22 protein-coding genes are annotated in these 25199 nt (G+C 60.1%); 12 read left to right on the top strand and 10 right to left on the bottom strand.

Annotation, left to right across the window (positions count from 1 at the left end; genetic code table 11):
• Positions 1–134: 134 nt before the first annotated feature.
• The 4 genes from sodA to SSARUM2_RS00195 all read left to right on the top strand — a co-directional run bounded on the left by sodA (position 135) and on the right by SSARUM2_RS00195 (position 4462).
• Complete coding sequence (gene sodA, locus SSARUM2_RS00210; protein ID WP_004934003.1) at positions 135–755, top strand: superoxide dismutase [Mn]; 621 nt, start codon at positions 135–137, stop codon at positions 753–755.
• Between the two features lie 126 nt (positions 756–881).
• Positions 882–2810, top strand: a complete 1929-nt coding sequence (locus tag SSARUM2_RS00205) for a methyl-accepting chemotaxis protein (RefSeq protein ID WP_060431138.1) — start codon at positions 882–884, stop codon at positions 2808–2810.
• Positions 2811–2909: 99 nt separating this feature from the next.
• A complete protein-coding gene (gene yiiM / locus SSARUM2_RS00200; protein WP_033649535.1) occupies positions 2910–3581 on the top strand; it encodes a 6-hydroxyaminopurine reductase in 672 nt (223 codons plus the stop codon).
• 101 nt (positions 3582–3682) lie between these two features.
• Positions 3683–4462: a class I SAM-dependent methyltransferase gene (locus SSARUM2_RS00195; RefSeq protein ID WP_041037296.1), complete on the top strand. Its 780-nt coding sequence runs from the start codon at positions 3683–3685 to the stop codon at positions 4460–4462.
• Between the two features lie 11 nt (positions 4463–4473).
• On the opposite strand, the gene SSARUM2_RS00190 is transcribed toward SSARUM2_RS00195, so the two are convergent.
• Positions 4474–4836, bottom strand: a complete 363-nt coding sequence (locus SSARUM2_RS00190) for a YibL family ribosome-associated protein (RefSeq protein WP_004933989.1) — start codon at positions 4834–4836, stop codon at positions 4474–4476.
• A 73-nt stretch (positions 4837–4909) separates the two neighbouring features.
• Positions 4910–6376, bottom strand: a complete 1467-nt coding sequence (locus SSARUM2_RS00185) for a PLP-dependent aminotransferase family protein (protein WP_041037299.1) — start codon at positions 6374–6376, stop codon at positions 4910–4912.
• Between the two features lie 142 nt (positions 6377–6518).
• On the opposite strand from SSARUM2_RS00185, the gene SSARUM2_RS00180 reads away from it, so the two are divergent.
• Positions 6519–7127, top strand: coding sequence for a LysE family translocator (locus tag SSARUM2_RS00180; RefSeq protein ID WP_033649537.1), 609 nt, complete (start codon positions 6519–6521; stop codon positions 7125–7127).
• Here the strand turns inward: SSARUM2_RS00180 and SSARUM2_RS00175 are convergent.
• The 6 genes from SSARUM2_RS00175 to glyQ form a co-directional block, all read right to left on the bottom strand.
• A complete protein-coding gene (locus SSARUM2_RS00175) occupies positions 7124–7678 on the bottom strand; it encodes an MltR family transcriptional regulator (RefSeq protein WP_033638634.1) in 555 nt (184 codons plus the stop codon). The genes SSARUM2_RS00180 and SSARUM2_RS00175 overlap by 4 nt on opposite strands.
• Before the next feature lie 91 nt (positions 7679–7769).
• The gene (gene mtlD, locus SSARUM2_RS00170; protein ID WP_033653964.1) at positions 7770–8915 is read right to left on the bottom strand and encodes a mannitol-1-phosphate 5-dehydrogenase; all 1146 of its coding nucleotides are present in this window, start codon (positions 8913–8915) and stop codon (positions 7770–7772) included.
• 58 nt (positions 8916–8973) lie between these two features.
• Positions 8974–10893, bottom strand: a complete 1920-nt coding sequence (locus SSARUM2_RS00165; RefSeq protein ID WP_033636552.1) for a PTS mannitol transporter subunit IICBA — start codon at positions 10891–10893, stop codon at positions 8974–8976.
• A gap of 542 nt (positions 10894–11435) precedes the next feature.
• The gene (locus tag SSARUM2_RS00160; RefSeq protein WP_033636551.1) at positions 11436–12155 is read right to left on the bottom strand and encodes a DUF3053 domain-containing protein; all 720 of its coding nucleotides are present in this window, start codon (positions 12153–12155) and stop codon (positions 11436–11438) included.
• 309 nt (positions 12156–12464) lie between these two features.
• Positions 12465–14534 (bottom strand): glycine--tRNA ligase subunit beta, encoded by a 2070-nt coding sequence (gene glyS / locus SSARUM2_RS00155; protein ID WP_033649541.1) that lies wholly within the window; start codon positions 14532–14534, stop codon positions 12465–12467.
• A gap of 9 nt (positions 14535–14543) precedes the next feature.
• Positions 14544–15461 (bottom strand): glycine--tRNA ligase subunit alpha, encoded by a 918-nt coding sequence (glyQ, locus tag SSARUM2_RS00150; protein ID WP_004933966.1) that lies wholly within the window; start codon positions 15459–15461, stop codon positions 14544–14546.
• 498 nt (positions 15462–15959) lie between these two features.
• On the opposite strand from glyQ, the gene SSARUM2_RS00145 reads away from it, so the two are divergent.
• Positions 15960–16634: an acyl-homoserine-lactone synthase gene (locus SSARUM2_RS00145; RefSeq protein ID WP_049211656.1), complete on the top strand. Its 675-nt coding sequence runs from the start codon at positions 15960–15962 to the stop codon at positions 16632–16634.
• Here SSARUM2_RS00145 and SSARUM2_RS00140 read toward each other — a convergent pair.
• Both SSARUM2_RS00140 and SSARUM2_RS00135 read right to left on the bottom strand, forming a co-directional pair.
• Positions 16581–17327, bottom strand: coding sequence for a LuxR family transcriptional regulator (locus tag SSARUM2_RS00140; protein WP_049211658.1), 747 nt, complete (start codon positions 17325–17327; stop codon positions 16581–16583). The genes SSARUM2_RS00145 and SSARUM2_RS00140 overlap by 54 nt on opposite strands.
• A 592-nt stretch (positions 17328–17919) precedes the next feature.
• The gene (locus SSARUM2_RS00135; protein WP_060439324.1) at positions 17920–19908 is read right to left on the bottom strand and encodes an autotransporter domain-containing protein; all 1989 of its coding nucleotides are present in this window, start codon (positions 19906–19908) and stop codon (positions 17920–17922) included.
• A 196-nt stretch (positions 19909–20104) separates the two neighbouring features.
• On the opposite strand from SSARUM2_RS00135, the gene SSARUM2_RS00130 reads away from it, so the two are divergent.
• The 6 genes from SSARUM2_RS00130 to SSARUM2_RS00105 all read left to right on the top strand — a co-directional run bounded on the left by SSARUM2_RS00130 (position 20105) and on the right by SSARUM2_RS00105 (position 25084).
• On the top strand, positions 20105–20671 hold the full coding sequence (locus tag SSARUM2_RS00130) for a DNA-3-methyladenine glycosylase I (protein ID WP_033636547.1): 567 nt from the start codon (positions 20105–20107) through the stop codon (positions 20669–20671).
• A complete protein-coding gene (locus SSARUM2_RS00125) occupies positions 20668–21120 on the top strand; it encodes an N-acetyltransferase (protein ID WP_041037311.1) in 453 nt (150 codons plus the stop codon). The genes SSARUM2_RS00130 and SSARUM2_RS00125 overlap by 4 nt, the downstream gene beginning before the upstream one ends.
• Positions 21121–21370: 250 nt before the next feature.
• A complete protein-coding gene (locus SSARUM2_RS00120) occupies positions 21371–22033 on the top strand; it encodes an OmpA family lipoprotein (protein WP_033631402.1) in 663 nt (220 codons plus the stop codon).
• A 124-nt stretch (positions 22034–22157) separates the two neighbouring features.
• Positions 22158–23192, top strand: coding sequence for a LacI family DNA-binding transcriptional regulator (locus tag SSARUM2_RS00115; protein WP_033653960.1), 1035 nt, complete (start codon positions 22158–22160; stop codon positions 23190–23192).
• A gap of 166 nt (positions 23193–23358) precedes the next feature.
• Positions 23359–24111: a hypothetical protein gene (locus SSARUM2_RS00110; protein ID WP_060439326.1), complete on the top strand. Its 753-nt coding sequence runs from the start codon at positions 23359–23361 to the stop codon at positions 24109–24111.
• A 7-nt stretch (positions 24112–24118) separates the two neighbouring features.
• Positions 24119–25084, top strand: a complete 966-nt coding sequence (locus tag SSARUM2_RS00105) for a sugar kinase (protein WP_033649579.1) — start codon at positions 24119–24121, stop codon at positions 25082–25084.
• Positions 25085–25199 lie beyond the last annotated feature (115 nt).

Below are 25199 nucleotides of genomic sequence, written 5' to 3'. Positions count from 1 at the left end.
GATTTGATCGTTAACCACACAGTTCACAGGGCATTGATAATCATTTTCAATATCATTTAATTAACTATAATGATCCGACTGCTTACGCGGTGCTCACGCTTTGCGCCGCCCATACACCACTGGAGATGATGATTATGAGTTATTCACTGCCATCCCTGCCGTACGCTTACGACGCACTGGAACCGCATTTCGACAAGCAGACGATGGAAATCCATCACACCAAACACCATCAGACCTACGTCAACAACGCAAACACCGTGCTGGAAGCCTACCCTGAGCTGGCCAAATACAGCGTTGAAGAGCTGATCCAGGATCTGGATAAAGTGCCTGCCGACAAACGCACCTTCATGCGCAACAACGCCGGCGGCCACGCCAACCACAGCTTCTTCTGGAAAAACCTGAAAACCGGCACCACGCTGGGCGGCGATCTGAAAGCAGCCATCGAGCGCGATTTCGGCAGCGTTGAGAAATTCCAGGAAGAGTTCGAGAAAGCCGCTGCCACCCGCTTCGGTTCCGGTTGGGCCTGGCTGGTGCTGAAAGACGGCAAACTGGCCGTGGTGTCTACCGCTAACCAGGACAGCCCGCTGATGGGCGAAGCGGTCGCCGGCGCTTCCGGTTTCCCAATCATCGGCCTGGACGTGTGGGAACACGCTTACTACCTGAAATATCAGAACAAACGTCCTGACTACATCAAGGCGTTCTGGAACGTGGTCAACTGGGATGAAGCCGCCGCACGCTTCGCCGCGAAGAAGTAATTCGCCCCCGTTGATGAAGATGCCCGCCACCGGCGGGTATTTTTTTGCCTGAAATCCGCTAAAGTTTGACCACGTCTTGCCGATGGTTTGTTCAATTGACGTTCGCCCGGAGAAGGAAAAAACGCTATGGCGGCATTGCAAGCATTGGCAGGAAAGTTCACTCATCTCACCGTAGGTAAAAAGCTCGGTCTCGGCTTCGCACTGTTGCTGCTGTTGGCGGTCATCATCGCCGGCACCGGGGCGCAATATCTGCATATCATCGAATCACGCGCCGATCGCATCGACTTCAGCAACCGGCTGAACGAAGAGATCAACCAGGCCAAATACAACCGCGCCATGTACGGCCAGACCTACCGGCCGGAGTATATTCAGAACAACCGCGCCAATATTGAAAACGCCGTCAAACTGATAGACCACGGGCAGGCGCTGGACTGGGACGCCCAAAGCCGCAAGGATCTGCAGCGTCTGGTGACGCTGATCGGGGAATATCAGCAGCAGCAAAAAGAGTTTGAACAGGCGGTCACGGCGAAAGACGCGGTGCGCCAGAGCTGGAACATGTCGGAAGTGCAGGCCAGCCTGAGCCAGGTGGAGCGCCAGCTGACCAACGGCGATCTGCAGTTGGCCTTCATCCAGCTGAACCAGAAGCTGACCCAGGTGCGCTACGGCGCGCGCGGCCTGCTGCTGAGCCTGAACAAGGAAACCGAAGCCCCGCTGATGGCGGCCATCGACGATGCGCGCGACGCGGCCAATGCCTTGAGCCGCCGGGTCAGCGACGCGCAGCGCCCGCAGCTGCAACCGCTGCTGGCCGCGCTGGACGATTACAAAAACCGCATCGCGGCCTACCTGCCTGCCTATGAGCACGAACAGCAAATCAGCCGGCGGCTCGGCGAACGCGCGCAGGCGATCGGCATGCTGGTGAACGCCTTTATGCAGGACGAGCTGGCGCAGACCCACAATGATATCAATCTGGCGCAGCTGCAGATGGGCATCACCACGCTGATCGCCATCATCGCCGGGGTGCTTATCGCCTGGCGCATCACCCTGCAGATCACCCGTCCGCTGCACAGCACGCTGGCCATGGCGGAACGCATCGCCGGCGGCGACCTGCGCCAGGCGCAGACCAGCACCCGCCGCGACGAGCTGGGGCAACTGCTGAACGCGGTGGCGGCGATGAGCCAAAACCTGCGCACCATGATTGAGAAGATCCAGATGGGGGTCAGCCAGGTCTCCACCGCCTCGGCGGAAATCGCCGCCGGCAACACCGACCTCTCCTCACGCACCGAACAGCAGGCGGCGGCGGTCGAGGAAACCGCCGCCAGCATGGAACAGCTGACCGCCACGGTAAAACAGAACGCCGACAACGCCCATCACGCCAATCAGCTGGCCACCGACGCCTCGCAGACCGCGCAGCAGGGCGGCAAGCTGGTGGAAAACGTGGTCAGCACCATGCGCGATATTTCCAGCAGTTCGCAGCGTATCGCCGAAATTACCACCCTGATCAACGGTATTGCCTTCCAAACCAATATCCTGGCGCTCAACGCCGCGGTGGAAGCGGCGCGCGCCGGCGAACAGGGCCGCGGCTTCTCGGTGGTCGCCAGCGAAGTGCGCAGCCTGGCGAGCCGCAGCGCCCAGGCGGCCAAGGAGATCGAAGGGCTGATCGCCGAATCGGTCAGCCGGGTGAAAACCGGCACCGAGCTGGTGGAAAGCACCGGCAACACCATGGAACAGATCGTCCGCTCGGTCACCCACGTGCGCGACATCATGGCTGAAATCGCCGCCGCTTCCGATGAGCAGACGCGCGGCATCGCCCAGATTGGCCAGGCGATCGTCGAGATGGACCACACCACCCAGCAGAACGCCGCGCTGGTGGAAGAGTCCGCCGCCGCCGCCGATTCGCTGGAAGAACAGGCCGACATGCTGCTGCAGAGCGTCTCGGTGTTCCGTTTGGCGGAGCAGACCGAACCCGCCGCCGTGAAAGCCGCCGCGCCGAAAGCGCCGGCGGTAAAACCCGCAGCCGCCAACGCCGCAGCGGAAGATAACTGGACCACCTTCTGACGCCCCGCCGCCCGCCCGAGGATTTTCGGGCGGGTTGTTATGTCCCCCCGGCACAACTCAGGCTATGCTGAGCCCTCGACGCGAGACACGGAGGCGCACATGCATCACCCAGACGTTTACATCGGCAGCATCCAACCCTATGAAGGCGGGCGCCCCAGCGCCATCGCCAAACGCCAGGTGGATGGCGCCATCCGGCTCACGCCGCTCGGCCTGGAAGGCGACGAGCAGGCGGAAAAAAGCTACCACGGCGGGCCGGACCGTGCGCTGTGCCACTACCCGCGCGAGCATTACGCCCACTGGCGCGCGCAGTTTCCGGCGCAGGCCGAGCAATTTTGCGCCCCGGCCTTCGGCGAGAATATCTCCACCGAAGGGCTGACCGAACACAATGTGTTTATGGGCGACATTTTCCGCTGGGGCGAGGCGCTGATCCAGGTCACTCAGCCGCGCTCGCCGTGCTTCAAGCTCAATTATCACTTCGCCATCGAGGACATTTCGGTGCTGATGCAGCAAAGCGGCCGCTGCGGCTGGCTGTATCGGGTGGTGTCGCCGGGCGCGGTCAGCGGCGATCGTCCGCTGGCGCTGGCGGCGCGCAACAGCGACGTGTCGGTGGCCGAAGCCATCGCCATCGCCTGGCATATGCCGTTCGACGCGGAACAGTATCGCCGCCTGTTGGCGGTCGCCGGCCTCTCCGCCAGCTGGAGCAAGACCATGCTCACGCGGCTTGCCGAAGGGCACCTTGAGGACTTCAACCGCCGCCTGCTCGGCCGTTGAAAGCGCGGGCGGAAAAGATGAAAAACGTGCGCCGAATGCCGCGTTAACCCTGTTCTTCCGCCTATACTGTAGCCGCGTGTTTTTCAGCCAGGAGCAAGGTAATGACCACCCCGACCCATTCGATTCATCACGCCGCCGCCGAGGGCTATCAGGCCAATGCCGATCGCTATATGAAAGGCCGGCCGGATTATCCGCCGGAAATCGCCGCCTGGCTGCGCGAGACTATCGGCCTGCACGCCGGCATGACGGTCATCGATCTCGGCGCCGGCACCGGCAAGTTCACCCCGCGCCTGCTGGAAACCGGCGCTCAGGCGATCGCCGTCGAACCGGTGCCGCAAATGCTGGAAAAACTGTCGGCGGCGCTGCCGCAGGTGAAAACGCTGGCGGGCACCGCCGAGGCGATCCCGTTGCCGGACGAGTCGGTCGATGCGGTAGTGTGCGCCCAATCCTTCCACTGGTTCGCCACGCCGCAGGCGCTGGCGGAGATCCGGCGCATTCTCAAACCCGGTGGCAAACTCGGTCTGGTGTGGAACATGCGCGATGCGCGCGTCGGCTGGGTGCGTAAACTGAATCAGATCGTCGATCGCCACGAAGGCGATGCGCCGCGTTTCTATACCGGCGAATGGCGCAAGTTCTTCCCGTTCAAAGGCTTTGAACCGCTGCAGGAGCAGGTCTTTATGTTGAGCCACCGCGGCGCGGTGGAGGACGTGATCTACAACCGGGTGCGTTCAACCAGCTTTATCGCCGCGCTGCCGCAGCCGCAACAGGAGCAGGTTATCGATCAATTGCGCCAGCTGGTGGCGGAAGAAGAGGAGCTACGGGGCCAGGACACGGTCACCGTGCCCTATCAGACCAAGGCGTATTTCACCACCAAGGTCTGACGCCCGGGGGTTCAGAACGCTTTCTTGGCGTAACCGGTGACCGCTTTCAGGCCCATCTCGCGGCCCAGCGCGGTCATCGGATGCACCACGATCAGCCCGCGCGCGCTTTTCTTCAGCGCGCCCATGTCGGCCTGCTCTTTCTTGGTGATTTCGCGGCTGAACGGCAGCTTGCTCAGCTTCTGCGCTTCGGCGCTCAGCTTCTCGCCGCGCACGTTTTTCAGGCGCTCGATCTCCGTCGCCAGCTTCTCTTTCTCTTTGGTGTGCTGCGCAATCAACTCAGGGTTGCCCTGTTGGATCACGGTGGCATCTTTGTGGTTCAAGGCGTCCAGCAGGTCGCTCAGGCGCTTGATCTCTGCCTTTTCTTTCTCTTTCATGGTCTCTGGCCCGTTGTGCCCAAAATGGCACGCTAATCAATGATACCGGCATTGTAGCAAAAGGCGCGCGCCGTTACCCGTCCTGCGCAATGCCGGGCGGCAGGCCGCTCATCTCGCAGGCCCTGGCGCCGAGCCGAGCCAACGCCTGGGTGTAGCGCGCGTTGAACGGGTAGCAACAGGAGAGCCGCAGCGCGTTGCGGTAGCGCCCGCTGGGGGAATACAGGGTGCCCGGCGTCAAACAGATCTGCTCTTCCAGCAGTTGGTGGAACAGCGCTACGCTGTCCACGTTGGGGGGGAACTCAACCCAAAACACGAAGCCGCCCGCCGGCTGCGTGGCCCGCGTGCCGCGCGGGAAATGCCGGGCGATCAGCGCCCGCGCCTCGTCTACCTGCGCCGCATAGCGCTTGCGCAGGTTGCGCAAATGGTGATCGTAGCCGCCGCTCTCCAGGAAGGTCGCCAGCGTTTCCGACAGCAGCTGCGACTCGGACATCGACGACACCGCCTTCAGCTTGCGCAACGCCTCGTGAAAGCGGCCGCCGCAGATCCAGCCGACGCGAAAATCCGGCGCCAGCGTTTTGGTGAAGCTGGAGCAAAACAGCACCCAGCCGTCACGATCGAACGCCTTCACCGCCGGCGACAGCGCGCCGCCGAACTGGATCTCGGCATACAGCCCGTCTTCAATCAACGGCACCTGATGATCGTTCATCAGCCGCGCCAGCCGCTTTTTCGCCGCCAGCGGCATGGTGCAGCCCAGCGGGTTTTGCACCGTCGGCATGGCAATCACCGCGTTCAGCCGTTTCTCGTTCAATAGCAGCTCCAGCGCGTCCAGCGACAGCCCCAGCTGCGGATCGGTGGGGATTTCCAGCGCTTTCAGCCCCAGGCTGGCCAGCAGCGGCAGCAGGTAGAAGTAGGTCGGTGACTCCAGCCCGACGCAGTCGCCCGGTTTGGTGGTGACGCGCAGCGCCAGCTGCAACGCCTCCATGCAGCCGTGGGTCAGCACCACGTCGCCAGGCTCCAGCAGCATGCCCAGCGTCATCGAACGGCGGGCGATCTGCTGACGCAGCCGCAGGCTGCCGGGCGGCAACGAATACTGTCCGATCAGATCCGGTTGACGGCGCAGCTGAGAGGACAGCATGCGCCCCAGCTTGCCGCCGGGATAAAAATCGCTGGTCTGCGGGCAGGCCAGCGCAATGTTGGTGAAGGCCGGATTCTGCTGGGCGGCGAACACGGTATCGATCAGCGCCAGCACGTCGTCCGCCGGCGGCTCGATGCGGCCGCTGGGCGCCGAGGCCATCTTCAGCGCCGGCAGCGTGCTGCGGACATAAAACCCTGATTGCGGCCGCGCTTCGATCAGCCCGCGATCCTCCAGCGTGCGGTAAGCCGACACCACGGTATTAATGCTGACGCGATGGGTTTGCGCACAGCGCCGCACCGAAGGCAAGCGGTCGCCGGGCAGCAGCGTGCCGCGGCGAATGGCCTCGGCCAGCGTATCCGCCAGCTGCAGGTAACGGGTATCCGGGGTTTCATCGAGCAGGGTCACAGTTTCTCTCCAGGCAATGGGTACAGTTTACATTTTGCACAACTGTAACCATAACAATATCCAATTTGTGGTTCTGTCACCACCCCATCGCAGCGATTATGCTGATCCTCTCGTTATTACCGTCATTTTCAAGGAACCTGCCATGCTGGACTCCGCCTTTGTCAGCTACGTCACCGTCATGTCGATTACCCCCGGCCCCAACAACCTGCTGCTGGCCTCGTCGGGCGTCAACTTCGGCCTGCGCCGCACCCTGCCGATGCTGTTCGGCATCGGCGCCGGCTGTGCGGTGCAGTTGGCTATCATTATCCCGCTGCTGGCGCTGGCGCTGAGCTGGGCCGGCGTCATCCGCTTCCCGCTGGCGGTGATCGGCTGCGCCTACCTGCTGTGGCTGTCATGGAAACTGTTCAAGGCAGCCTCGCCGGACGCCAAAGAGCAGGTGAGGCCAATGAGTTTCCTCAACGGCGCGCTGTTTCAGGCGGTCAACCCCAAGGCCTGGCTGATGGTGATCAACGTGGCGATCCTGTTCACCCCGCGCGAAGGCGCCACCTTCTTCCATACGCTGAGCGTCATCGCAGGTTTCGTCGTGCTGAATTTACCCTGTGTGCTGCTGTGGGCGGTGCTGGGCGACCGGTTGCGCAACGCGCTCCAGGTCGCCTGGAAGCTGCGCGCGTTTAACGGCGTCATGTCCGGCCTGATGGCCGCCACCGCGCTGTGGTTGCTGTTCGACGAGTGGCGCGCGGCCTTTGCTTAGCCGCGGCCGAGAGGAGAGAGTCGGGAAGGTTGTTTGGCGCCGATGCCGGCGATCAGATCGGTAATGGACAGCACCATGGTGGAGCGCACCATCTGCTGATAGCGCTGACGCTGCATGGCGATCAGCGCTTCATCCGCTTCGCCCGGCTGCAGGAAGGTCGGCGCCGGCGGCAGCGCGGCCACGCAGTGCAGCTCGCCGAAGGGCCCGAGGATTTCGTCGTCGACGAAGCGGTATTCCGCACCGTCGTGATTCAGCTCTTCGCGCATCGCCATCAGCAGCTCGGCGTCTTCATATTCGTGGCGGGAGATCACCCCCAGCCCATACATCAGCTTCAGGCGCACCGACAGCTCCCCCAGCGGGCCGCTGCCGGACAATAGCGGTTCGACGGCATATTTCACCGCATAGTCGTCCTTGCGGAATACCTGCACCACCAGCACATTGAGCGCTTCCGCCAGCAGCTCTACCGCCGCGATCAGGAAACTGCGCACCGTTTTGCCCGCGTTCAGCTTTTCCAGAACCTGATTTTCAAATGCCTGTGCTTCTTCCATCATCGCTTTTCGAAAGGCGTGGGGAGGGCCGTCGATGTCGAACTCGGATTGCAGGAGCGCAGCAAGCTGCGCTCGGGTGTTCATCATCACGATTCTACTTGTGCATGGCGTTATACACAGCAACGGCCTCTTCTACAACCTCGCTTTCCGCCGGCAGGCCGGAAATTTGCGCCAGCGCGGCTTTCGGCCCGAGCGTGTTCAGCAATTCCGCCAACTCCTGCGCCTGCGGATCCTGTTCGCTGCGGTAGCTCATGGCGGCGGCGATGCCCTGGATCAGGTTGGCGTGCGGCAGGCCGTATTCCAGCGTGCCCAGCAGCGGTTTGATCAGGCGATCGCCTGCGCTCAGTTTGCGCAGCGGCTGGCGCCCCACGCGCTCGACGTCGTCGTGCAGATACGGGTTTTCGAAGCGGCCGAGGATTTTGTTGATGTAGGCGGCGTGCTTGTCGGCGTCGAAGCCGTAGCGCTTGATCAGCACCGCACCGCTCTCTTCCATCGCTCCTTTCACCACGCGGCGGATCGCCGGGTCGAGAATGGCGTCGCGAATGGTTTGCAGCCCGGCCCGTTGGCCAAGGTAGGCGGTGATGGCGTGACCGGTATTGAGGGTGAACAGCTTGCGCTCGACGAACGCCATCAGGTTGTCGGTCAGCTCCATGCCGGCGATCGCCGGAGGCTGGCCTTTGAACTGGGTCTGATCGACGATCCATTCGCTGAAGGTTTCCACCGTCACTTCCAGCGGATCGCTGCTGTCCGCCGGCGGCACGATGCGGTCGACCGCCGAATCGACGAAGCCGACGTGCTGCTCAACCCATGCCTGCTCGTCCTGCGGCAGCGCGGCGAGCACATGCTGCTTCAGCTGGCTGGTGCCGCGCACCATATTCTCGCAGGCGATGATGTTCAGCGGCTGCTCATTGCCCTGCTGATGACGCAGCACCAGCCCTTTGGCGATCGTGCCGGCGATTTTGCCGAGAATTTGCGGGCCAACGGCAGTGGTCACCAGATCCGCCTCGGCGATCAGCGCCACCGCCGCCTCGCTGCCGCTGTTGACGGCGCTGACGTTGTTGACGCTCTCCACGCGTTCTTGCTCGCCCACCACGTGCACCTGATAACTTTTACGGCTGTTCAACAGATCCAGCACCGTTTGATTGACGTCGGCGAAGGTCAGCTCAACCCCGGCGTCCGCCAGCAGCTTGCCGATAAAACCGCGGCCGATGTTCCCTGCGCCAAAATGTAATGCTTTCATAACTCTACCTTCTTAATGTCGAAGGGTGCAGCAAGCTGCACCCTTTAAAATGATTCTGTTATCCGGCTTTTTTGCCGCCGAGCAGGTCCAGCACTTCCTGGACGCTGGTGGTATTCGCCAGCCGCTCGATCACGCTCTCGTCATCCAGCGCGTTGGTCAGGCTGGTGATCACCTGAATATGCTCGTTGTTGCGCGCGGCGATGCCGATCACCAGACGGGCCACTTCATCCTCTTCCTCGCCGAAGCGCACGCCCTGCGGGTACTGGCAGAACACCACGCCGGTGCGCAGCACCCGGTCTTTGGCCTCGATGGTGCCGTGCGGCACGGCGATCGACTCGCCCAGGTAGGTGGAGGTGAGTTTCTCGCGCTCCAGCATCGCCGGCACGTACTCCGCCTCGACGTAGCCGCCTTTCACCAGCTGCTCGCCGGCGAAGCGGATCGCCTGCTCTTTGTCGCTGGCCTGCAGGTTGAGGAACACGTTGCTCTCGCTCAGCTTGAACAGGTTCGATTCACCGGCTTCGAAGCTGTCGTCCAGCGCGCCCAGTACCTTCTGCTGGTTGTCGCTGGTTTTGTTGGCCGCCAGCAAACGGTCGACCAAATCGCTGTACAGCTTGCTGTCGAGGAAGTTGGTCAGCGAGATGTGCTGGGCCTGCGGCGCGTGGCGCATCGCACGCTCGGTCAGATCGCGGTGGGTGATCACCAGATCCACATCGTCCGGCAGGCTGTTGATGGCGCTGTTGGTCACCGAGATGTTCTTCAGCCCGGCGTCGGCCACTTTCTTACGCAGCACCCCGGCGCCCATGGCGCTGGAACCCATGCCCGCATCGCAGGCGACGATGATTTTGCGCACGGTGCTCAGATCGCCGTCGACCGATGCCGGCGCCGCCGCGCCGCCTTTGGACTGCGATTTCATCTCTTGCATGCGACGGGTCGCAGCTTCCAGATCGTCATCCTCTTTCACCTTGGAGGTTTTCAGCAGGAAAGCGGACACCACGAAGGAGACGGCAAAGGCTGCGCACACCGCCGCAATGTTGGCGAAGTAGGCGCCTTTCGGGGTCATCGCCAGCACTGCCAGGATCGAACCCGGAGAAGCCGGAGAAACCAGGCCGCCGTTCAGCATCGTCAGGGTGAAGACGCCGGTCATGCCACCCAGGATCACCGCCAGCAGCAGGCGTGGGTTCATCAGCACGTAAGGGAAGTAGATTTCGTGGATGCCACCCAAGAAGTGAATGATTGCCGCACCGCCGGCGGATTGCTTGGCGCTGCCGCGACCGAAGAACATGTAGGCCATCAGTACGCCCATGCCCGGGCCTGGGTTGGCTTCGATCAGGAAGAATACCGACTTGCCGACTTCCGTGGCCTGCTGGATACCCAGCGGCGAGAAGATGCCGTGGTTGATGGCGTTGTTCAGGAACAGGATTTTCGCCGGTTCAACGAAGATGGACGCCAGTGGCAGCAGGTTGTTCTTCACCATCACGTGCACGCCCGCCGCCAGCAGCTTGGAGAGCACCTCCACCAGCGGCCCGATGCCCAGGAAAGCCAGGATCGCCAGCAGCATGCCGATGATGCCGGCGGAGAAGTTGTTCACCAGCATTTCAAAACCGCTTTTGATCTTGCCGTCCACCCAGCGGTCAAAGTGCTTGATAGCCCAGCCGCCCAGCGGACCGGCGATCATCGAGCCGAGGAACATCGGCATGTCGGCGCCGACGATGACGCCCATGGTGGTGATAGCGCCGACCACACCGCCGCGCTCGCCGCCCACCAGCCGCCCGCCGGTATAACCGATCAGCAATGGCAGCAGGTAGGTGATCATCGGGCCGACCAGCTTGGCTAAGGTTTCATTCGGCAGCCAGCCGGTTGGAATGAATAGCGCGGTGATAATCCCCCAGGCGATAAAGGCGCCGATGTTGGGCATCACCATGTTGCTCAGGAAGCGGCCAAAGTTTTGTACTTTAACCTTGATGTCTGGTGAAAACATAAAACACACCCCTATTGTTACGCGCTGACAATAGAGCGCGTGATTATTGTTGTGACGATCCAGCCGTGTTGCCGCTGTATGCGAAACGGACTCTATCACGCTGTTTTTGTCACGCGAACTTCACGGATTTTTTGTGACACAAATCACACACAACACCCCAACAAACCACCCTTTATAGTGATAAAGATCACACTTATGGCGTGTAAAAAAAGCACAGTGAGAAAAAAATCGCCTGAAAACCCACAATAAAGTGATGTTGATCACATTTTTAAGCTGATTGTTTGTTTTTGAATTGTGATAAACATCACAATTTATTTTCAACTGCGGCGCCGATCGCGACGCTCTGTTTGATCATCCCTGTGAGCATTCATCCCGCCGGGAACTAGCGAAGTGATGAATGAAAGAAAACTACATTGCCGAATGAATGGATTAATTGAAGTGTAGTACAGAAGCCTGCGCAATAAACCAGCAAGCTATTGGAAGCGCTGAGGGGAAATAAAACGGGCCGGCAATGCCGGCCCGTATGTCGTGAATGCGGTGCGTTATTGCGTCACGCTTTGAACGGCTTTCTGCGCATTCAGCAGGTTCTGCTGCTTGGCCACCAGATTCGACATCATGGTGTTGTACTGCGCCACCTGCTGCGCGGTGCGGAACTGCACGCCGTTGTTGTTGAAACTGACCTGATTGCCCTGGCTCTGCAGGAAATCGCCAACCTGCACCAGATCCTGCACGAAGCCGGCGGTGGTCGGGATCGCCGGCATCAAGGCGTTGGCCGGTGCGGTAACGATCTTGTCATAGGCCTGGTTGTACACCGCCTTCAGATCGTCGGGCTGCTTCAGCGCCGCGCGGGCGGTATCCGCCTGCGATTTAGCGGACTGGATCTGTTGGCCCAGCAGGTTCAACGCGCCGACCGATTGCTGCAGCGCGTCGCGTTTGTTCAGGTAGTCCTGCGCGGTGCGGATCTGGTTAATCTGATCCAGCGCCGGCGTCAGGCTGGCGCCGACCGACTTGGACAGCTGCTGCGAAAAGCCGACCAAAATCGCGTAATCGCCGGCATAGTTGCCGAACTTCTGCTTCTGGTCTTCGCTCAGCGTGGGGATGTTCGCCCCGCTGCGCATCACGGTATTCTGTAAGTAATCGATAAATGCTTTGCGCTGTTCCGGCTCTTTATCGCCGCAGGCGGTCAATTGCATGACCACCAACAATGCCAATACCGGTGCCAACCAACGCGCGAAACCTCTGCTCTGGATCCCTACCGCCATGTGACATAACTCCTGTTATAAACCTGCTTTTTCATTGGACTCCGCCCCTTTTACCGCACTCCGTGCGCCTATAAGAATAGATCAACTGGCGGCATTCCGATACGCGATTCCGCTTGCGATGAGCATTGCCCCGGCCGGATGCGGTTGAAAATCGTGCGCAAAACGCACTGAGGTTCATTGCCGTCGGCGACCGGACGCTTCAATTTCCCCAAGTCGCCCCTCAAGTCGCCAGGCGACCTTGCCTTCGCCCCCAGGAAACGGAAATAAAAAAAGGCGCCCGCAGGCGCCTTGTCACAGCAGAGAGGCCACTTACTGCAGCACGGAGATATCCGCCACCTGCAGGAACAGTTCGCGCAGCTTGCTCAACAGCGTCAGACGGTTCACGCGCACTTCCGCATCGTCCGCCATGACCATCACGTTGTCGAAGAACGCATCCACCGGCTCGCGCAGCGCAGCCAGCTCCACCAGCGCTTCCTGGTAGTTGCCCGCCGCGAAGTACGGCTGCAGCTTGTCGCGCAGCACCACCAGGTGAGTCGCCAACTGGATCTCCGCCGCGTCCTTCAGCACCGAGGCGCGCACGCTGTCGTTCAGCGTTTCGGTAGACTTGGCCAGAATATTGGAGACGCGTTTGTTGGCCGCAGCCAGCGCCGCCGCCGCTTCCAGCGTACGGAAGTGGGAGACCGCCTTGACGCGCGCGTCGAAGTCGGCCGGCTTGGTCGGACGGCGCGCCAGCACCGCCTGAATGGTATCGACAGCGTGGCCTTCTTCCTGATACCAGGCGCGGAAGCGGCCCAGCATGAATTCCACCACCTCGTCGACCACCTTGGCGTTGGTCAGCTTGCTGCCGTACAGGCGCACGGCCTCTTCGGTCAGGGTCTGCAGATCCAGCGGCAGGTTTTTCTCGACGATGATGCGCAATACGCCCAGCGCGGCGCGGCGCAGCGCGAACGGGTCTTTATCGCCTTTCGGATGCTGCCCGATGCCGAAGATGCCGGCCAGGGTGTCCATCTTGTCGGCGATCGCCAGGGAACAGGCCACCAGCGACTGCGGCAGCGCATCGCCGGCGTAGCGCGGCTGATACTGCTCGTTCAGCGCAACGGCGACGTCTTCCGCCTCACCGTCGTGGCGCGCATAGTGCATGCCCATCACGCCCTGGGTGTCGGTGAATTCGAACACCATGTTGGTCATCAGGTCGCACTTCGACAGCAGGCCCGCGCGGGTGGCGTGGTTGACGTCGGCGCCGATCTGGCCGGCAACCCAGCCCGCCAGCGCCTGAATGCGGTCGGTCTTGTCGCGCAGGGTGCCCAGCTGCTGTTGGAACAGCACGGTTTCCAGGCGCGGCAGGTTGTCTTCCAGGCGTTTCTTGCGGTCGGTGTTGAAGAAGAACTCGGCGTCGGCCAGACGCGGACGCACCACTTTCTCGTTACCGGAGATGATCTGCTGCGGGTCTTTCGACTCGATGTTGGCCACGAAGATAAAGTTCGGCAGCAGTTTGCCCGCGGCGTCGTACACCGGGAAATACTTCTGGTCGCCCTTCATGGTGTACACCAGCGCTTCCGCCGGCACCGCCAGGAATTTCTCTTCGAATTTGGCGGTCAGCACCACCGGCCATTCCACCAGCGAGGCCACTTCTTCCAGCAGGCTGTCGCTCAGATCGGCCTTGCCGCCAATCTTCTGCGCCGCCAGCTCGGCGTCGCGCTTGATGAGGGCTTTACGCGCTTCATAATCGGCGACCACTTTGCCGCGCTCCAGCAGGATCTGCGGGTATTGGTCGGCGTTGTCGAGGGTGAACTCGGCTTCGCCCATGAAGCGGTGGCCGCGCACGGTGCGCGCAGAGTCGATGCCCAGCACGGTGCCCGGGATCAGATCGGCGCCCAGCAGCATCGTGACGGTGTGCACCGGACGCACGAACTGCACGTCGGAGTCGCCCCAACGCATCAGTTTCGGAATCGGCAGTTTAGCCAGCGCGGTGCTGACCATGCCGGCCAGCAGCGCCTGCGCCGACTGGCCTTTGACGTGGGCGCGGTACATCAACCACTCGCCCTTGTCGGTCACCAGGCGTTCAGCCTGATCGACGGTGATGCCGCAGCCGCGCGCCCAGCCTTCGGCCGCTTTGCTCGGTTTGCCTTCGGCGTCGAACGCCTGGGCGATCGCCGGGCCGCGTTTTTCAATTTCGCGATCGGCCTGCGCCGCGCTCAGGTTGGCCACTTTCAGCGCCAGACGGCGCGGTGCGGCGAACCAGCTCACGTCACCGTGTTCCAGGCCGGCGTTGTCCAGCTCGGCGGTGAAGTTGGCGGCGAAAGATTCCGCCAGGGAACGAAGAGCCTTCGGCGGCAGCTCTTCCGTGCCGATTTCCACCAGGAAAGTCTGTTGAGTCATGGCTGCCTCTTAGTTCTCGTTCTTCTTGTTGCACATCGGGAAGCCCAGCGCTTCGCGGGAAGCGTAGTAGGCTTCGGCAACGGCTTTGGTCAGCGTGCGGATGCGCAGAATGTAGCGTTGACGCTCGGTCACCGAAATCGCCTTGCGCGCGTCCAGCAGGTTGAAGGTATGGCCCGCCTTCAGGATGCGTTCGTAGGCCGGCAGCGGCAGCGGTTTTTCCAGCGCCAGCAGCGATTGGGCTTCTTTCTCGTACTGCTCGAAGCAGGAGAACAGGAAGTCGACATCGGCGTATTCGAAGTTGTAGGTGGACTGCTCCACTTCGTTCTGGTGGAACACGTCGCCGTAGGTGGTGACGCCCAGCGGGCCGTTGCTCCACACCAGATCATATACGCTGTCCACGCCCTGGATGTACATCGCCAGGCGCTCCAGGCCGTAGGTGATCTCGCCGGTCACCGGCTTGCACTCCAGGCCGCCGACCTGCTGGAAGTAGGTGAACTGCGTCACTTCCATGCCGTTCAGCCACACTTCCCAACCCAGGCCCCAGGCGCCGAGCGTCGGGTTTTCCCAGTTGTCTTCCACGAAGCGAATGTCGTGGATGGTCGGATCCAGACCCAGCTCTTTCAGCGAGCCCAGGTAGAGTTCCTGAATGTTGTCCGGCGATGGCTTAATCACCACCTGGAACTGGTAGTAGTGCTGGAGACGGTTCGGGTTTTCACCGTAGCGGCCGTCGGTCGGGCGGCGGGATGGCTGCACATAGGCGGCGGCCATCGGCTCCGGCCCCAGTGCGCGCAGGCACGTCATCGGGTGTGAGGTTCCCGCGCCGACTTCCATGTCCAATGGTTGAACGATGGTGCAGCCCTGGCGCGCCCAATAATCCTGCAGTGTCAGGATCAGGCCCTGGAAGGTCTTGGTATCAAACTTTTGCATGTTGAATTCGCACGCGATACAAGTGGATTTAGATGGAATGCGCCAGTATACCCTTTGACCGTAAGATATACAGCCAGAATCCGGCAACAAGTGCGAATCGGGACGAGAAGCGCTGGATTTTCACCCTTCAGCCACGGAAACCGCCGGCGACATCAGCGCGGTAAATCCCCGGTACTGCCTCCACCGTCCTCAGGGGCGAGGCAACAGCACCGCTATCGCAGACTCGACTGGTTTGCTTGAGAGAAATATCGCGTCATACCCTACATGCTCTACTACCGTCAGCTTGACGCCTCTTCGTCAAACTACAGGCGTGTTGAAAAACATTCAAATAAGTGAATAGAATGAAAAAAAACATAACTCAGTGTTATATACTACTTTATTCTCGCCGATGCCGCACCGCCTGAAATTTACTTGCCATAATGACTCTGGTAGTATAATAAAAACAAATGACAGCCGCAGCTAAAAAACCATTTAAGTCGCTTAGGAAAAAGATTGAAAATGATAGAACTCTTTGACGTAGACTATAATTTGCTGCCAGATAACAGATCGAAAGAACTATTCTCTTTAAGAAAAAAAACGTTTAAAGACCGTTTAGACTGGCTCGTTAATTGTGAAAACAACATGGAATTTGACGAATACGACAATCGTCACGCCACCTATATTTTCGGCACCTACCAGAATCACGTCATTTGCAGCTTGCGATTTATCGAAACGAAACACCCAAACATGATCAGCGATGGTGTGTTCAACAATTACTTTAACGATATAAAACTCCCCGATGGAAATTACGTTGAAGCCAGCAGATTATTTATAGATAAGGCTCGCATTCAAGCACTTCAACTCCATCAAGCGCCGATTAGCGCCATGCTTTTTCTATCGATGATAAATTATGTAAGAAGCTGCGGCTACGAAGGCATTTACGCCATTATCAGTCACCCGATGCGCATCATTTTCCAACGTTCCGGCTGGCATATCTCGGTGGTAAAAACCGGATGTTCCGAGAAAAATAAAAATATTTACCTGATCTACATGCCGATAGACGATGCCAACCGGAACAGATTGCTAGCGCGCATCAACCAACACGCCACAAAATGGGATAACCCGTTGGATGCATGGCCATTATCCTTCCGCATCTGCGAGAAGCGGCCGGATGAGTTGCAGCTCCACACCTAACCTGATGGCATGTTTGGCATTGGTGACGCCAAGCTTTTTGACAGCGTTGCCAATGTGATATTTTACCGTAGTGAGTTTTATTCCCAAGATAAGTGCAATTTCTTGGTAGGACTTACCTAAGCTCGCCCAGTAAATAATCTCATTTTCACGCTTGGAGAAAAACTCCCGCTGATTCATCTTTTCAAAGTCAGCAGGCGTGCTCATTTCCTGGTAGAGCGCCGTCATTTTTCCGTGCATGGTAATCAGCAGCATTTGAATTTCGGCCTTATTATTGTCAATCTGCTGTTCAACATCTGTATCACAATGCTTATCCAGCATAATGGATAACACCACCAGATTATGATGATGATCGTGCAACACAAAAGTATATCCATTAATAATATTGTAGTTCTTAGCCATATCGAAAATCTTTGGCAACTTTAACCCTGAGCCAATTTCCAAATCTTTATCCCAGGTAAACGGGGTAATTCTATGCGATGCGGTAATCAAAACGGGATCAATAAACTGATAGTTATTCTTGATATAAAACTCAAACCACTCCGTTCTATTGGAAACGATTGAGAAATTAGCCGGATTTCTTTTATTCATTATAGCATAGGCATATTTTATATTATTGTATTTACTCAGACCACGTTCCAACTCTTCTTTGATAGAGGCATTAATGGTTTCATTATTGAAAAAAAAGTTAGACACTCACCCATCCTCTTCAAGAAATAACAATACTATAAAACGCAGAAGAGTATAACCCGGTTGCGCTGCCAAGTAAATTAATCTGGCAGACATAGAGGATGCGTTAATAATGGCCATGCGCTTTAAAGCGTAAATTTAAATAATTTCGGAGGGGAAATTAATTTAATCGTGAAATAAGCGCTTCACTGAAGAAGGGCCGATAGAAGGCATGGCACGGCGGATAAACACAAATAAAACAAAACCATAACAACTCAGCATCATGACGTGAATCTGACAAAAATTGTTCTGTCGAGCTGAAGATGGGAGGTATGAGGCAGGCAGGCAAAAACGCCCCACATCCAATGATGAAGGGAGAAAGCCATTGACAGTGAAGATTTGGATATACAATAATAACCAAAATTTTCCCTGGTGTTGGCCAAGTGGCTACCTGATCCTTTATAGGATCAGTTTTTTTTTGTAGTGCTGTATTTTATCGTTATGCAACAACGATAAGAGCTTTTAGCGACAAATGATAGTTGTACTAAAGTACAGTCTCACTCACATGCACCGCCTTGCCACCCCGCCTTCCATTAGCCTCATTCTCTGTCCGATTCGTTCAAAAGCGCGCGCTGACGCCTACGTTATACATAAACTGCTCGCCGCTGCTTAGCCCGCCGGTTTGCGAGACGGTGGCGAAGGCCGATACCCTGTCCGTCAACGGCATGTTGGCCCCCAACGTGACATCCACCCAGTTTTTGTCCTGGCCCGCACTGTCGCGGGTGAACGAGGTTTGCGTCGATTTCAGGCCGCCGCCGGCGCGGTAGACGTCGTCGCCGAACTGGTGCTGATAACTCACTTCCGCATAAGGGTTAAACACGCCGAATTGCGTATCCAGCCGCCAGCCCAACGCGCCGATCTGCGAGTGGTAGGTTTGATCGTTGAAGCGCATGGCGGTGCTGTCATCGCCATCTTCGCTGTAGCCGGAAACGTGGCTGTAATCCCAGGCGAACTGCGCCACCGGCCCGGTGGTCAGGTAAGAAGCGATCGGGAAGTCATAGCCGGCGGTCACGCGCGCGCCCCACTGCCTGCCGGTGGTCGAACCGGTTTCGGTGCGCGTCAGCGGCCCCAGCCGCAGGCTGCGGCGGATGTCGTCATAATCCATCGTCGCATAGTGCAAATCGGCGTTGACCCAGCCCTGCTCGAATATCGCCAGTGAACTGAAAGCCGACAGCAGCAGTCCGCGCGCCTTGTAATCAAAGCGGCTGGAAGGATGTTGATCGTCGTTGGAACCGGCGATCAACGCGCCGATCAGCCAGCCGTCGGTCAGCTGATAGTCCACCCCGACGGTCAGGTTGTGGGTGGTGGCGTTGCCGTCCCCCGCCGCCCGGTTATCGGCATAGTCATAGTGCTGGCCGGCGTAACCGCCGAACACGCCCAGCGAACCCTGCGGGTTTTCGCCGTGGCGCAGCTGCTGGAAGCGGCTGTCGAGCGTGGCGCGGCTGTCGCGCGCCATCGCCGCCGTCGCCTGATTCAGCGCCACCACCTGCGCCGGGCCATCCAACACCGCCTGGATATAATCCGCAATCAGCAGGTGCGCCTGCGGGCTCGGGTGGAAATGGTCGGAGAACAGATAGGACTGGCCGGCGTCGAAGCCGGGCATATCGGAGCTGCAGACCGCCGAGGAAACGCCCGGCGGGCAAGCCATGCCGGCGGTGTTGGCGAAGCCGAACTGCGCCGGATTGGCGATCGCTTCGGCGAACAGCTTGTTGACGTCCACCCGCACGATATTGCCGCCGCCCTGCGCCAGCAAAAGGTCTTCACTTTGATTATAGAAATCGGTCAGCTGGGCGGCCTGCTCGCTCAGGCTGTCATACGCCGCAATAAGCTGCGTGGCGATCGCCTGCTGCACCTGAGGAATGGCGCTGCCCTGCTTCGCCGCGGCGGCCAACGCCGCATGAATCGCCTGCGTGCGTGAAGCGTTGTCCGGCGTCGCCACCGAATTAAGCGTGGCATAGGCCGCCTGGATCGCCGCTCCCTGCACCGGCGACAGCGCCTGTTGAATGATCAATTCCATCAGCTGCGGCGTGGAGCCGATGTTCGGCACCGTCGGCACGATCACCGTGCCGGCACCGGCGTTCAGCAGCGAATGCACCTGCGCGGCTGCCGCGGCGGCGCTGTTATAGGCCACGCCGGGCGCGGTAGCGGCATTTAATGCCGCCGCCGCCAGATCATTGCCGCCGATCCAATGAACGTACAAACCGTCGCCGTCGGCCTGGCCGTTGACCCGGTTCAGATAGCGCTGCACCTGATCCTGGGTGTTATCGGCCGGGTTCAGGCCCGGCATCGCCACGGCGCCGCCGGCGGCGTAGTTCTCACCGCCGTTGTCCGAAGCCACCAGCGCCGCCCCGATGCGTTGCGCCAACGCTTCGTCGTACAGCAGGTGCTGGTTACCGTCATAGGTGAACCGGCCGTTGTTGCCGGTATCGCTCAGGCTATCGCCAAAGACGTAGAGTTGATCGTACGCCTGAGCCGGAAGGGTCACACTGCAAAGCAACGCCACTGCAAGCGCCGCCGGGCGGGGCATGCACGTTATTTTTAGAGGCATGAATCGACTCCTGAGAGCCTGCAAATGAAGGCAATGTCGTTTTTATCGTTGGCCGGTTTCCCACCGGCCATGTAGTAACTATTGTCGGCTTTTTCGTCACGTCAAGCGGGCTGATGACAAAACAATCAGAGGCTTGCCAAGTTCGGCGCTTCGAGCGATGATTACTGTTCATAAATACAGCATAAGGACAGTCAGGATGGCAGACGAACGTTGCGGTTGGGTGACGGCCGATCCGTTGTATCTCGAGTATCACGACCAGGAATGGGGTGCGCCCACCACCGACGCGCGCGAGCTGTTTGAAATGCTGTGCCTCGAGGGGCAGCAGGCCGGCCTTTCCTGGATCACCGTGCTGAAAAAGCGCGAGAACTACCGCCGCGCTTTCCACGGTTTCGATCCGCAGCGGGTCGCCGCCATGACCGAACAAGACGTGGAAAACCTGCTGCAGGACAGCGGCATCATCCGCCACCGCGGCAAGATAGAAGCCATCATCACCAACGCCAAAGCCTATCTGGCGATGGAGGCGGCCGGCGAGAATTTCGTTACCTTCATTTGGGACTTCGTCGGCGGCAGGCCGCAGCTCAACCGCTGGCAGGCGCTGAACCAGGTGCCGGCCAAAACCGAGCAGTCCGACGCCATGTCCAAGGCGCTAAAAAAACGCGGCTTCAAGTTTATCGGCTCCACCGTTTGTTACGCCTTCATGCAGGCCAGCGGGCTGGTGAACGATCATCTCACGGGATGCATGTGCTACCCAAAGCCACGGTGATCCGCCCCTGTGGCCCGGAGGATATCGACCGGCTGATGGCGCTGTGGCTGCCCAGCACCATCGCCGCTCATCCGTTCGTGGCGGAAAAATACTGGCGTGAGAGCGCCGCGCTGGTGCGTGAAAACTACCTGCCGCGCGCGCAAAGCTGGGCCTGCTGGCATGACGACGAGATCGTCGGCTTTATCAGCGTGCTGGACGAGCAGTTCATCGGCGCGCTGTTTGTCGAGCGGGCGTTTCACGGCCGCGGCGTCGCCCAGGCGCTGATGACGCACGTGCAGCAGCGCTACCGCCGGCTCAGCCTGGAGGTGTACCAGCAGAACCTGCGCGCCTGCGCGTTCTACCACAGGCACGGTTTTCAGGTGACGCAGCGCCTGTTCAATGATGAAACCCAGGCCTATACGCTGATCATGAACTGGCCGGCAGTCGAAAATTCAACCTGTTATGCTTAAAAAAGGCGCATCCGCACTCCGGATGCGCACAATTAAGAATCCGCTGCATAGCGCCGCCCGGCGTTTTACCGCATAACTCCCCCAGCACTTACCCGCGCTCATCATTTGTCACGTTTTTCTCCGGAACTGCCGGCGAAACCGCGCGTCATAGGTAGCGCGGCGACGCGGGCTCCCTGCGTCACCCACTTTTTTTTTGCGTCCCCGCTTTGGGCCGGCGCGTACAGATTCTGATGCCATTAAGGACAAGAACATGAAAAAACGCATTGCAATTATTGCCGGCGCCGTGAGCCTCACGCTCGCGCTGTCGGCCTGTACCACCAACCCTTACACCGGCGAATCCGAAGCCGGTAAATCCGGCATCGGCGCGGGCCTCGGCGCCGCACTGGGCGCCGGCGTCGGCGTGCTGTCCTCTTCCAAGAAAGATCGCGGCAAAGGCGCGCTGATCGGCGCAGCGGCCGGTGCAGCCCTCGGCGGCGGCGCAGGCTATTACATGGACGTGCAGGAAGCCAAACTGCGCGACAAGATGAAGGGCACCGGCGTCAGCGTCACCCGTCAGGGCGACAACATCGTGCTGAACATGCCGAACAACGTGACCTTCGACAGCAGCAGCGCCACGCTGAAACCGGCGGGCGCCAACACCCTGACCGGCGTCGCCATGGTGCTGAAAGAGTATCCGAAAACCGCAGTCAACGTTGTCGGCTACACCGACAGCACCGGCTCCCGCTCGCTCAACATGAACCTGTCGCAGCAGCGCGCCGACGGCGTAGCCAGCGCGCTGATCACCCAAGGCGTGGCGGCGAACCGTATCCGCACCACCGGTGCCGGCCCGGACAACCCGATCGCCTCCAACAGCACCGCGGAAGGCAAGGCGCAAAACCGCCGCGTCGAGATCACCCTCAGCCCGCTGCAGTAATCTCGTGCGGGGCGCCACCGGCGCCCCGCCGCCTCCCTGCGATTTTCTCCTTACCCTTCAACATTCCCGCACGCACATCGGGTATGGTAGTCTCCTTGACAATTAACCGCAGGAGGGATCGGCTGTGAGCACAGGCAAGGCAACGCGCGCCTCAGGGCGCGCCACCATCAGCGATGTGGCCAGCATCGCCAAAACCGGCAAGACCAGCGTGTCGCGCTATCTGAATGGTGAACAACACCTGCTTTCCGACGATCTCAAACAGCGCATCGAACAGGCGATCCAGCAGCTCGACTACCGGCCAAGCCAAATGGCGCGCAGCCTGAAGGGCGGCCAGACCCGCCTGATCGGCCTGATCCTCGCCGATATCACCAACCCCTATTCGGTGGACGTGATGCGCGGCATCGAGGCCGCCTGCCGCCAGCACGGCTTTACCCTGCTGGTGTGTAACACCAACAACGAAGTCAATCAGGAACAGCACTACCTGCAGCTGCTCAGCAGTTACCGGGTGGAGGGCATCGTGGTCAACGCGGTCGGCATGCGCGAGGAAGCGTTATCCACGCTGCAGCAGTCGATGCTGCCGATGGTACTGATCGACCGCAAAATCCCCGATTTCGCCTGCGACGTGGTGGGCCTGAACAACCGCGAAGCCGCCACCGTCGCCACCGAACACCTGCTGCAACAAGGTTTCGAAGCGATTTTGTTCCTCAGCGAGCCGCTCGGTACGGTCAATACCCGTCTCGAGCGCCTGCACGCTTTCAGACATACCATGGCGCAGCACCCCACGCTGTCGGCGGAGCAGGCCGAAACGCCGCTCAACGATCGGCAGAAGCTGGAGCAGGTGCTGAGCGATTTCAGCGGCCGCCATCGCGGCATGCGCAAGGCGGTGATCTCCGCCAACGGCGCCCTGACGCTGCAGGTGGCGCGCGCCATGCGCCGGCTCGGCATTCAGTGGGGCAACGACATCGGCCTGCTGGGCTTCGACGAGCTGGAGTGGGCGGAGCTGGCGGGCGTCGGCATCACCACGCTGAAACAGCCCACCTACCAAATGGGGCACGCGGCACTGGAGCGGCTGGTGCAGCGCATTCAGGGCCTGGCCGCCCCCAGCGGCGAGCAGATGTTCTCCGGCGAGCTGATCGTCCGCGGCTCCACCACCCGCTAACCCGCCTTCTTCGGGGCCGTTGCCCGCCCCGCCCTCATCGGCTGTTTTTTGCTCAGCTTCGTGATTGCGATCATATTTTTACACTCTGTCGCTTTTCGCTGGAACCGGTTCCATTTAACGTAACGGTAACAGCAGCGGCGGCGACAATGCCGCCTCAGGAGTCAAAATGAAAACAGAAATCATCGTGGTCACCGGCGCCTACGGCACCGATACCGTCAAACAATACGGCGGCCAGCGCGCGCTGTTGCCCATCATCGCCGGCGCGGGCGCCGACGGGGTGGAGATCCGCCGCGAACTGTTCGCCGCCGGCGAATTGGACAGCCTGCCGGCCCTGGCGCAAGAAATCGAACGCCAACAGCTGTTCGCCGTCTACTCCGCCCCTGAGGCGCTGTTCACCCCGCAACATACGCTGAACCCCAACCTGGCGGCGCTGCTGGCGGAAGCGCAGGCGCTGAACGCGCGCCATCTGAAGTTGTCCCTCGGCCATTTCCGCCCCGGTTTTGATTTTACCGAGCTGAAAGTGGCGCTGGAGCAGCAGCCGGTCAAACTGGTGGTCGAAAACGATCAGACGCCGGACTGCGGCATTTTGTCGATGCTGAACGCCTTTTTCCACGCCGCGGAAGATAGCCACCTGCCGGTCAGCATGACCTTCGATATGGCCAACTGGCTATGGGTGGGGCAAGACGCTTTCGCCGCCGCCGAACGCCTGGCCCGCCACGTCGGTTACGTGCACGTCAAAGCCGCCACCCAAGGCCCGCGCGGCTGGCGCGCCGTCGCGCTGGACGATACCGACGGCAGCTGGCGCGATCTGCTGGCCCGCCTGCCGCACGATGCACCGCGCGGCATCGAATTCCCGTTGCAGGGCGATGATCTGGAAGCCGTCACCCGCCATTACGTCAATATTTTGCGTGCGGAGTAACCCCATGATGACAACGTTAACGGCAACCACGGCGCAGCAGGCGCCCCTGGATGTGGTCACGCTGGGCGAAGCCATGGCGATGTTCGTGGCGGCGCAAACCGGCGATTTGGCGGAGGTGGAAACCTTCACCAAACGCATCGCCGGCGCCGAGCTGAACGTGGCGATCGGCCTGGCGCGCCTGGGCATGAATGTCGGCTGGGTCAGCCGCGTCGGCAACGATTCGTTCGGCCGCTTCACCCTGCAGCAGCTGAAAAAAGAAGGCATCAACTACCGGCAGGTGACGGTCGACGGCCACTATCCCACCGGCTTTCAGGTGAAATCCAAAACCGCCGATGGTACCGATCCCAGCGTGGAATACTTCCGCAAAGGCTCGGCGGCCAGCCACCTGTCGGTCGCCGATTTCAACCCTGAGTATTTCGGTTCCGCGCGCCACCTGCACCTGAGCGGCGTGGCGGCGGCGCTGTCCAGCGAATCGCTGGCGCTGTGCCACCATGCGGCGCGCGAGATGCGCGCCATGGGCAAAACCATTTCATTCGATCCCAATCTGCGCCCGGTGCTGTGGCCCAGCCGCGAGGTGATGATCGAGCAGCTGAACCAGCTGGCGTTCGCCGCCGACTGGGTGCTGCCGGGGCTGAAAGAGGGGCAGATCCTCACCGGCCAATCGACGCCGGAAGGCATCGCCGATTTCTATCTGGAACGCGGCGTGCAGGCGGTGATCATCAAAACCGGCCCGGACGGCGCCTGGTTTAAAACCGCCGCCGGCGACAAGGCGGCGGTGGCCGCGGTCAAGGTCGACAACGTGGTGGATACCGTCGGCGCCGGTGACGGCTTTGCCGTCGGCACCCTCAGCGCCCTGCTGGAAGGCAAAACGCTGATACAGGCGGTGCAGCGCGGCAACAAAATCGGTTCGCTGGCGATCCAGGCCATCGGCGACAGCGAGGGCCTGCCGACCCGCGCGGCGCTGGCCGAATAACAATAAAAAAACGACTTCTCCGCATGACGTCAGCCTCTGGCCCTACAACCGGGACGCGTCGGGAGAGCATCTGCCCCTTCCTCTTGCATGCCCAGCGTGCCGGGCGAAGGGGACG

The organism is Serratia sp. K-E0102, assembly GCF_029962625.1.
GTDB lineage: Bacteria > Pseudomonadota > Gammaproteobacteria > Enterobacterales > Enterobacteriaceae > Serratia > Serratia sarumanii.
Note: the sequence above shows the minus strand (reverse complement) of the source record. Positions and strands in the feature narration are given on the sequence as shown.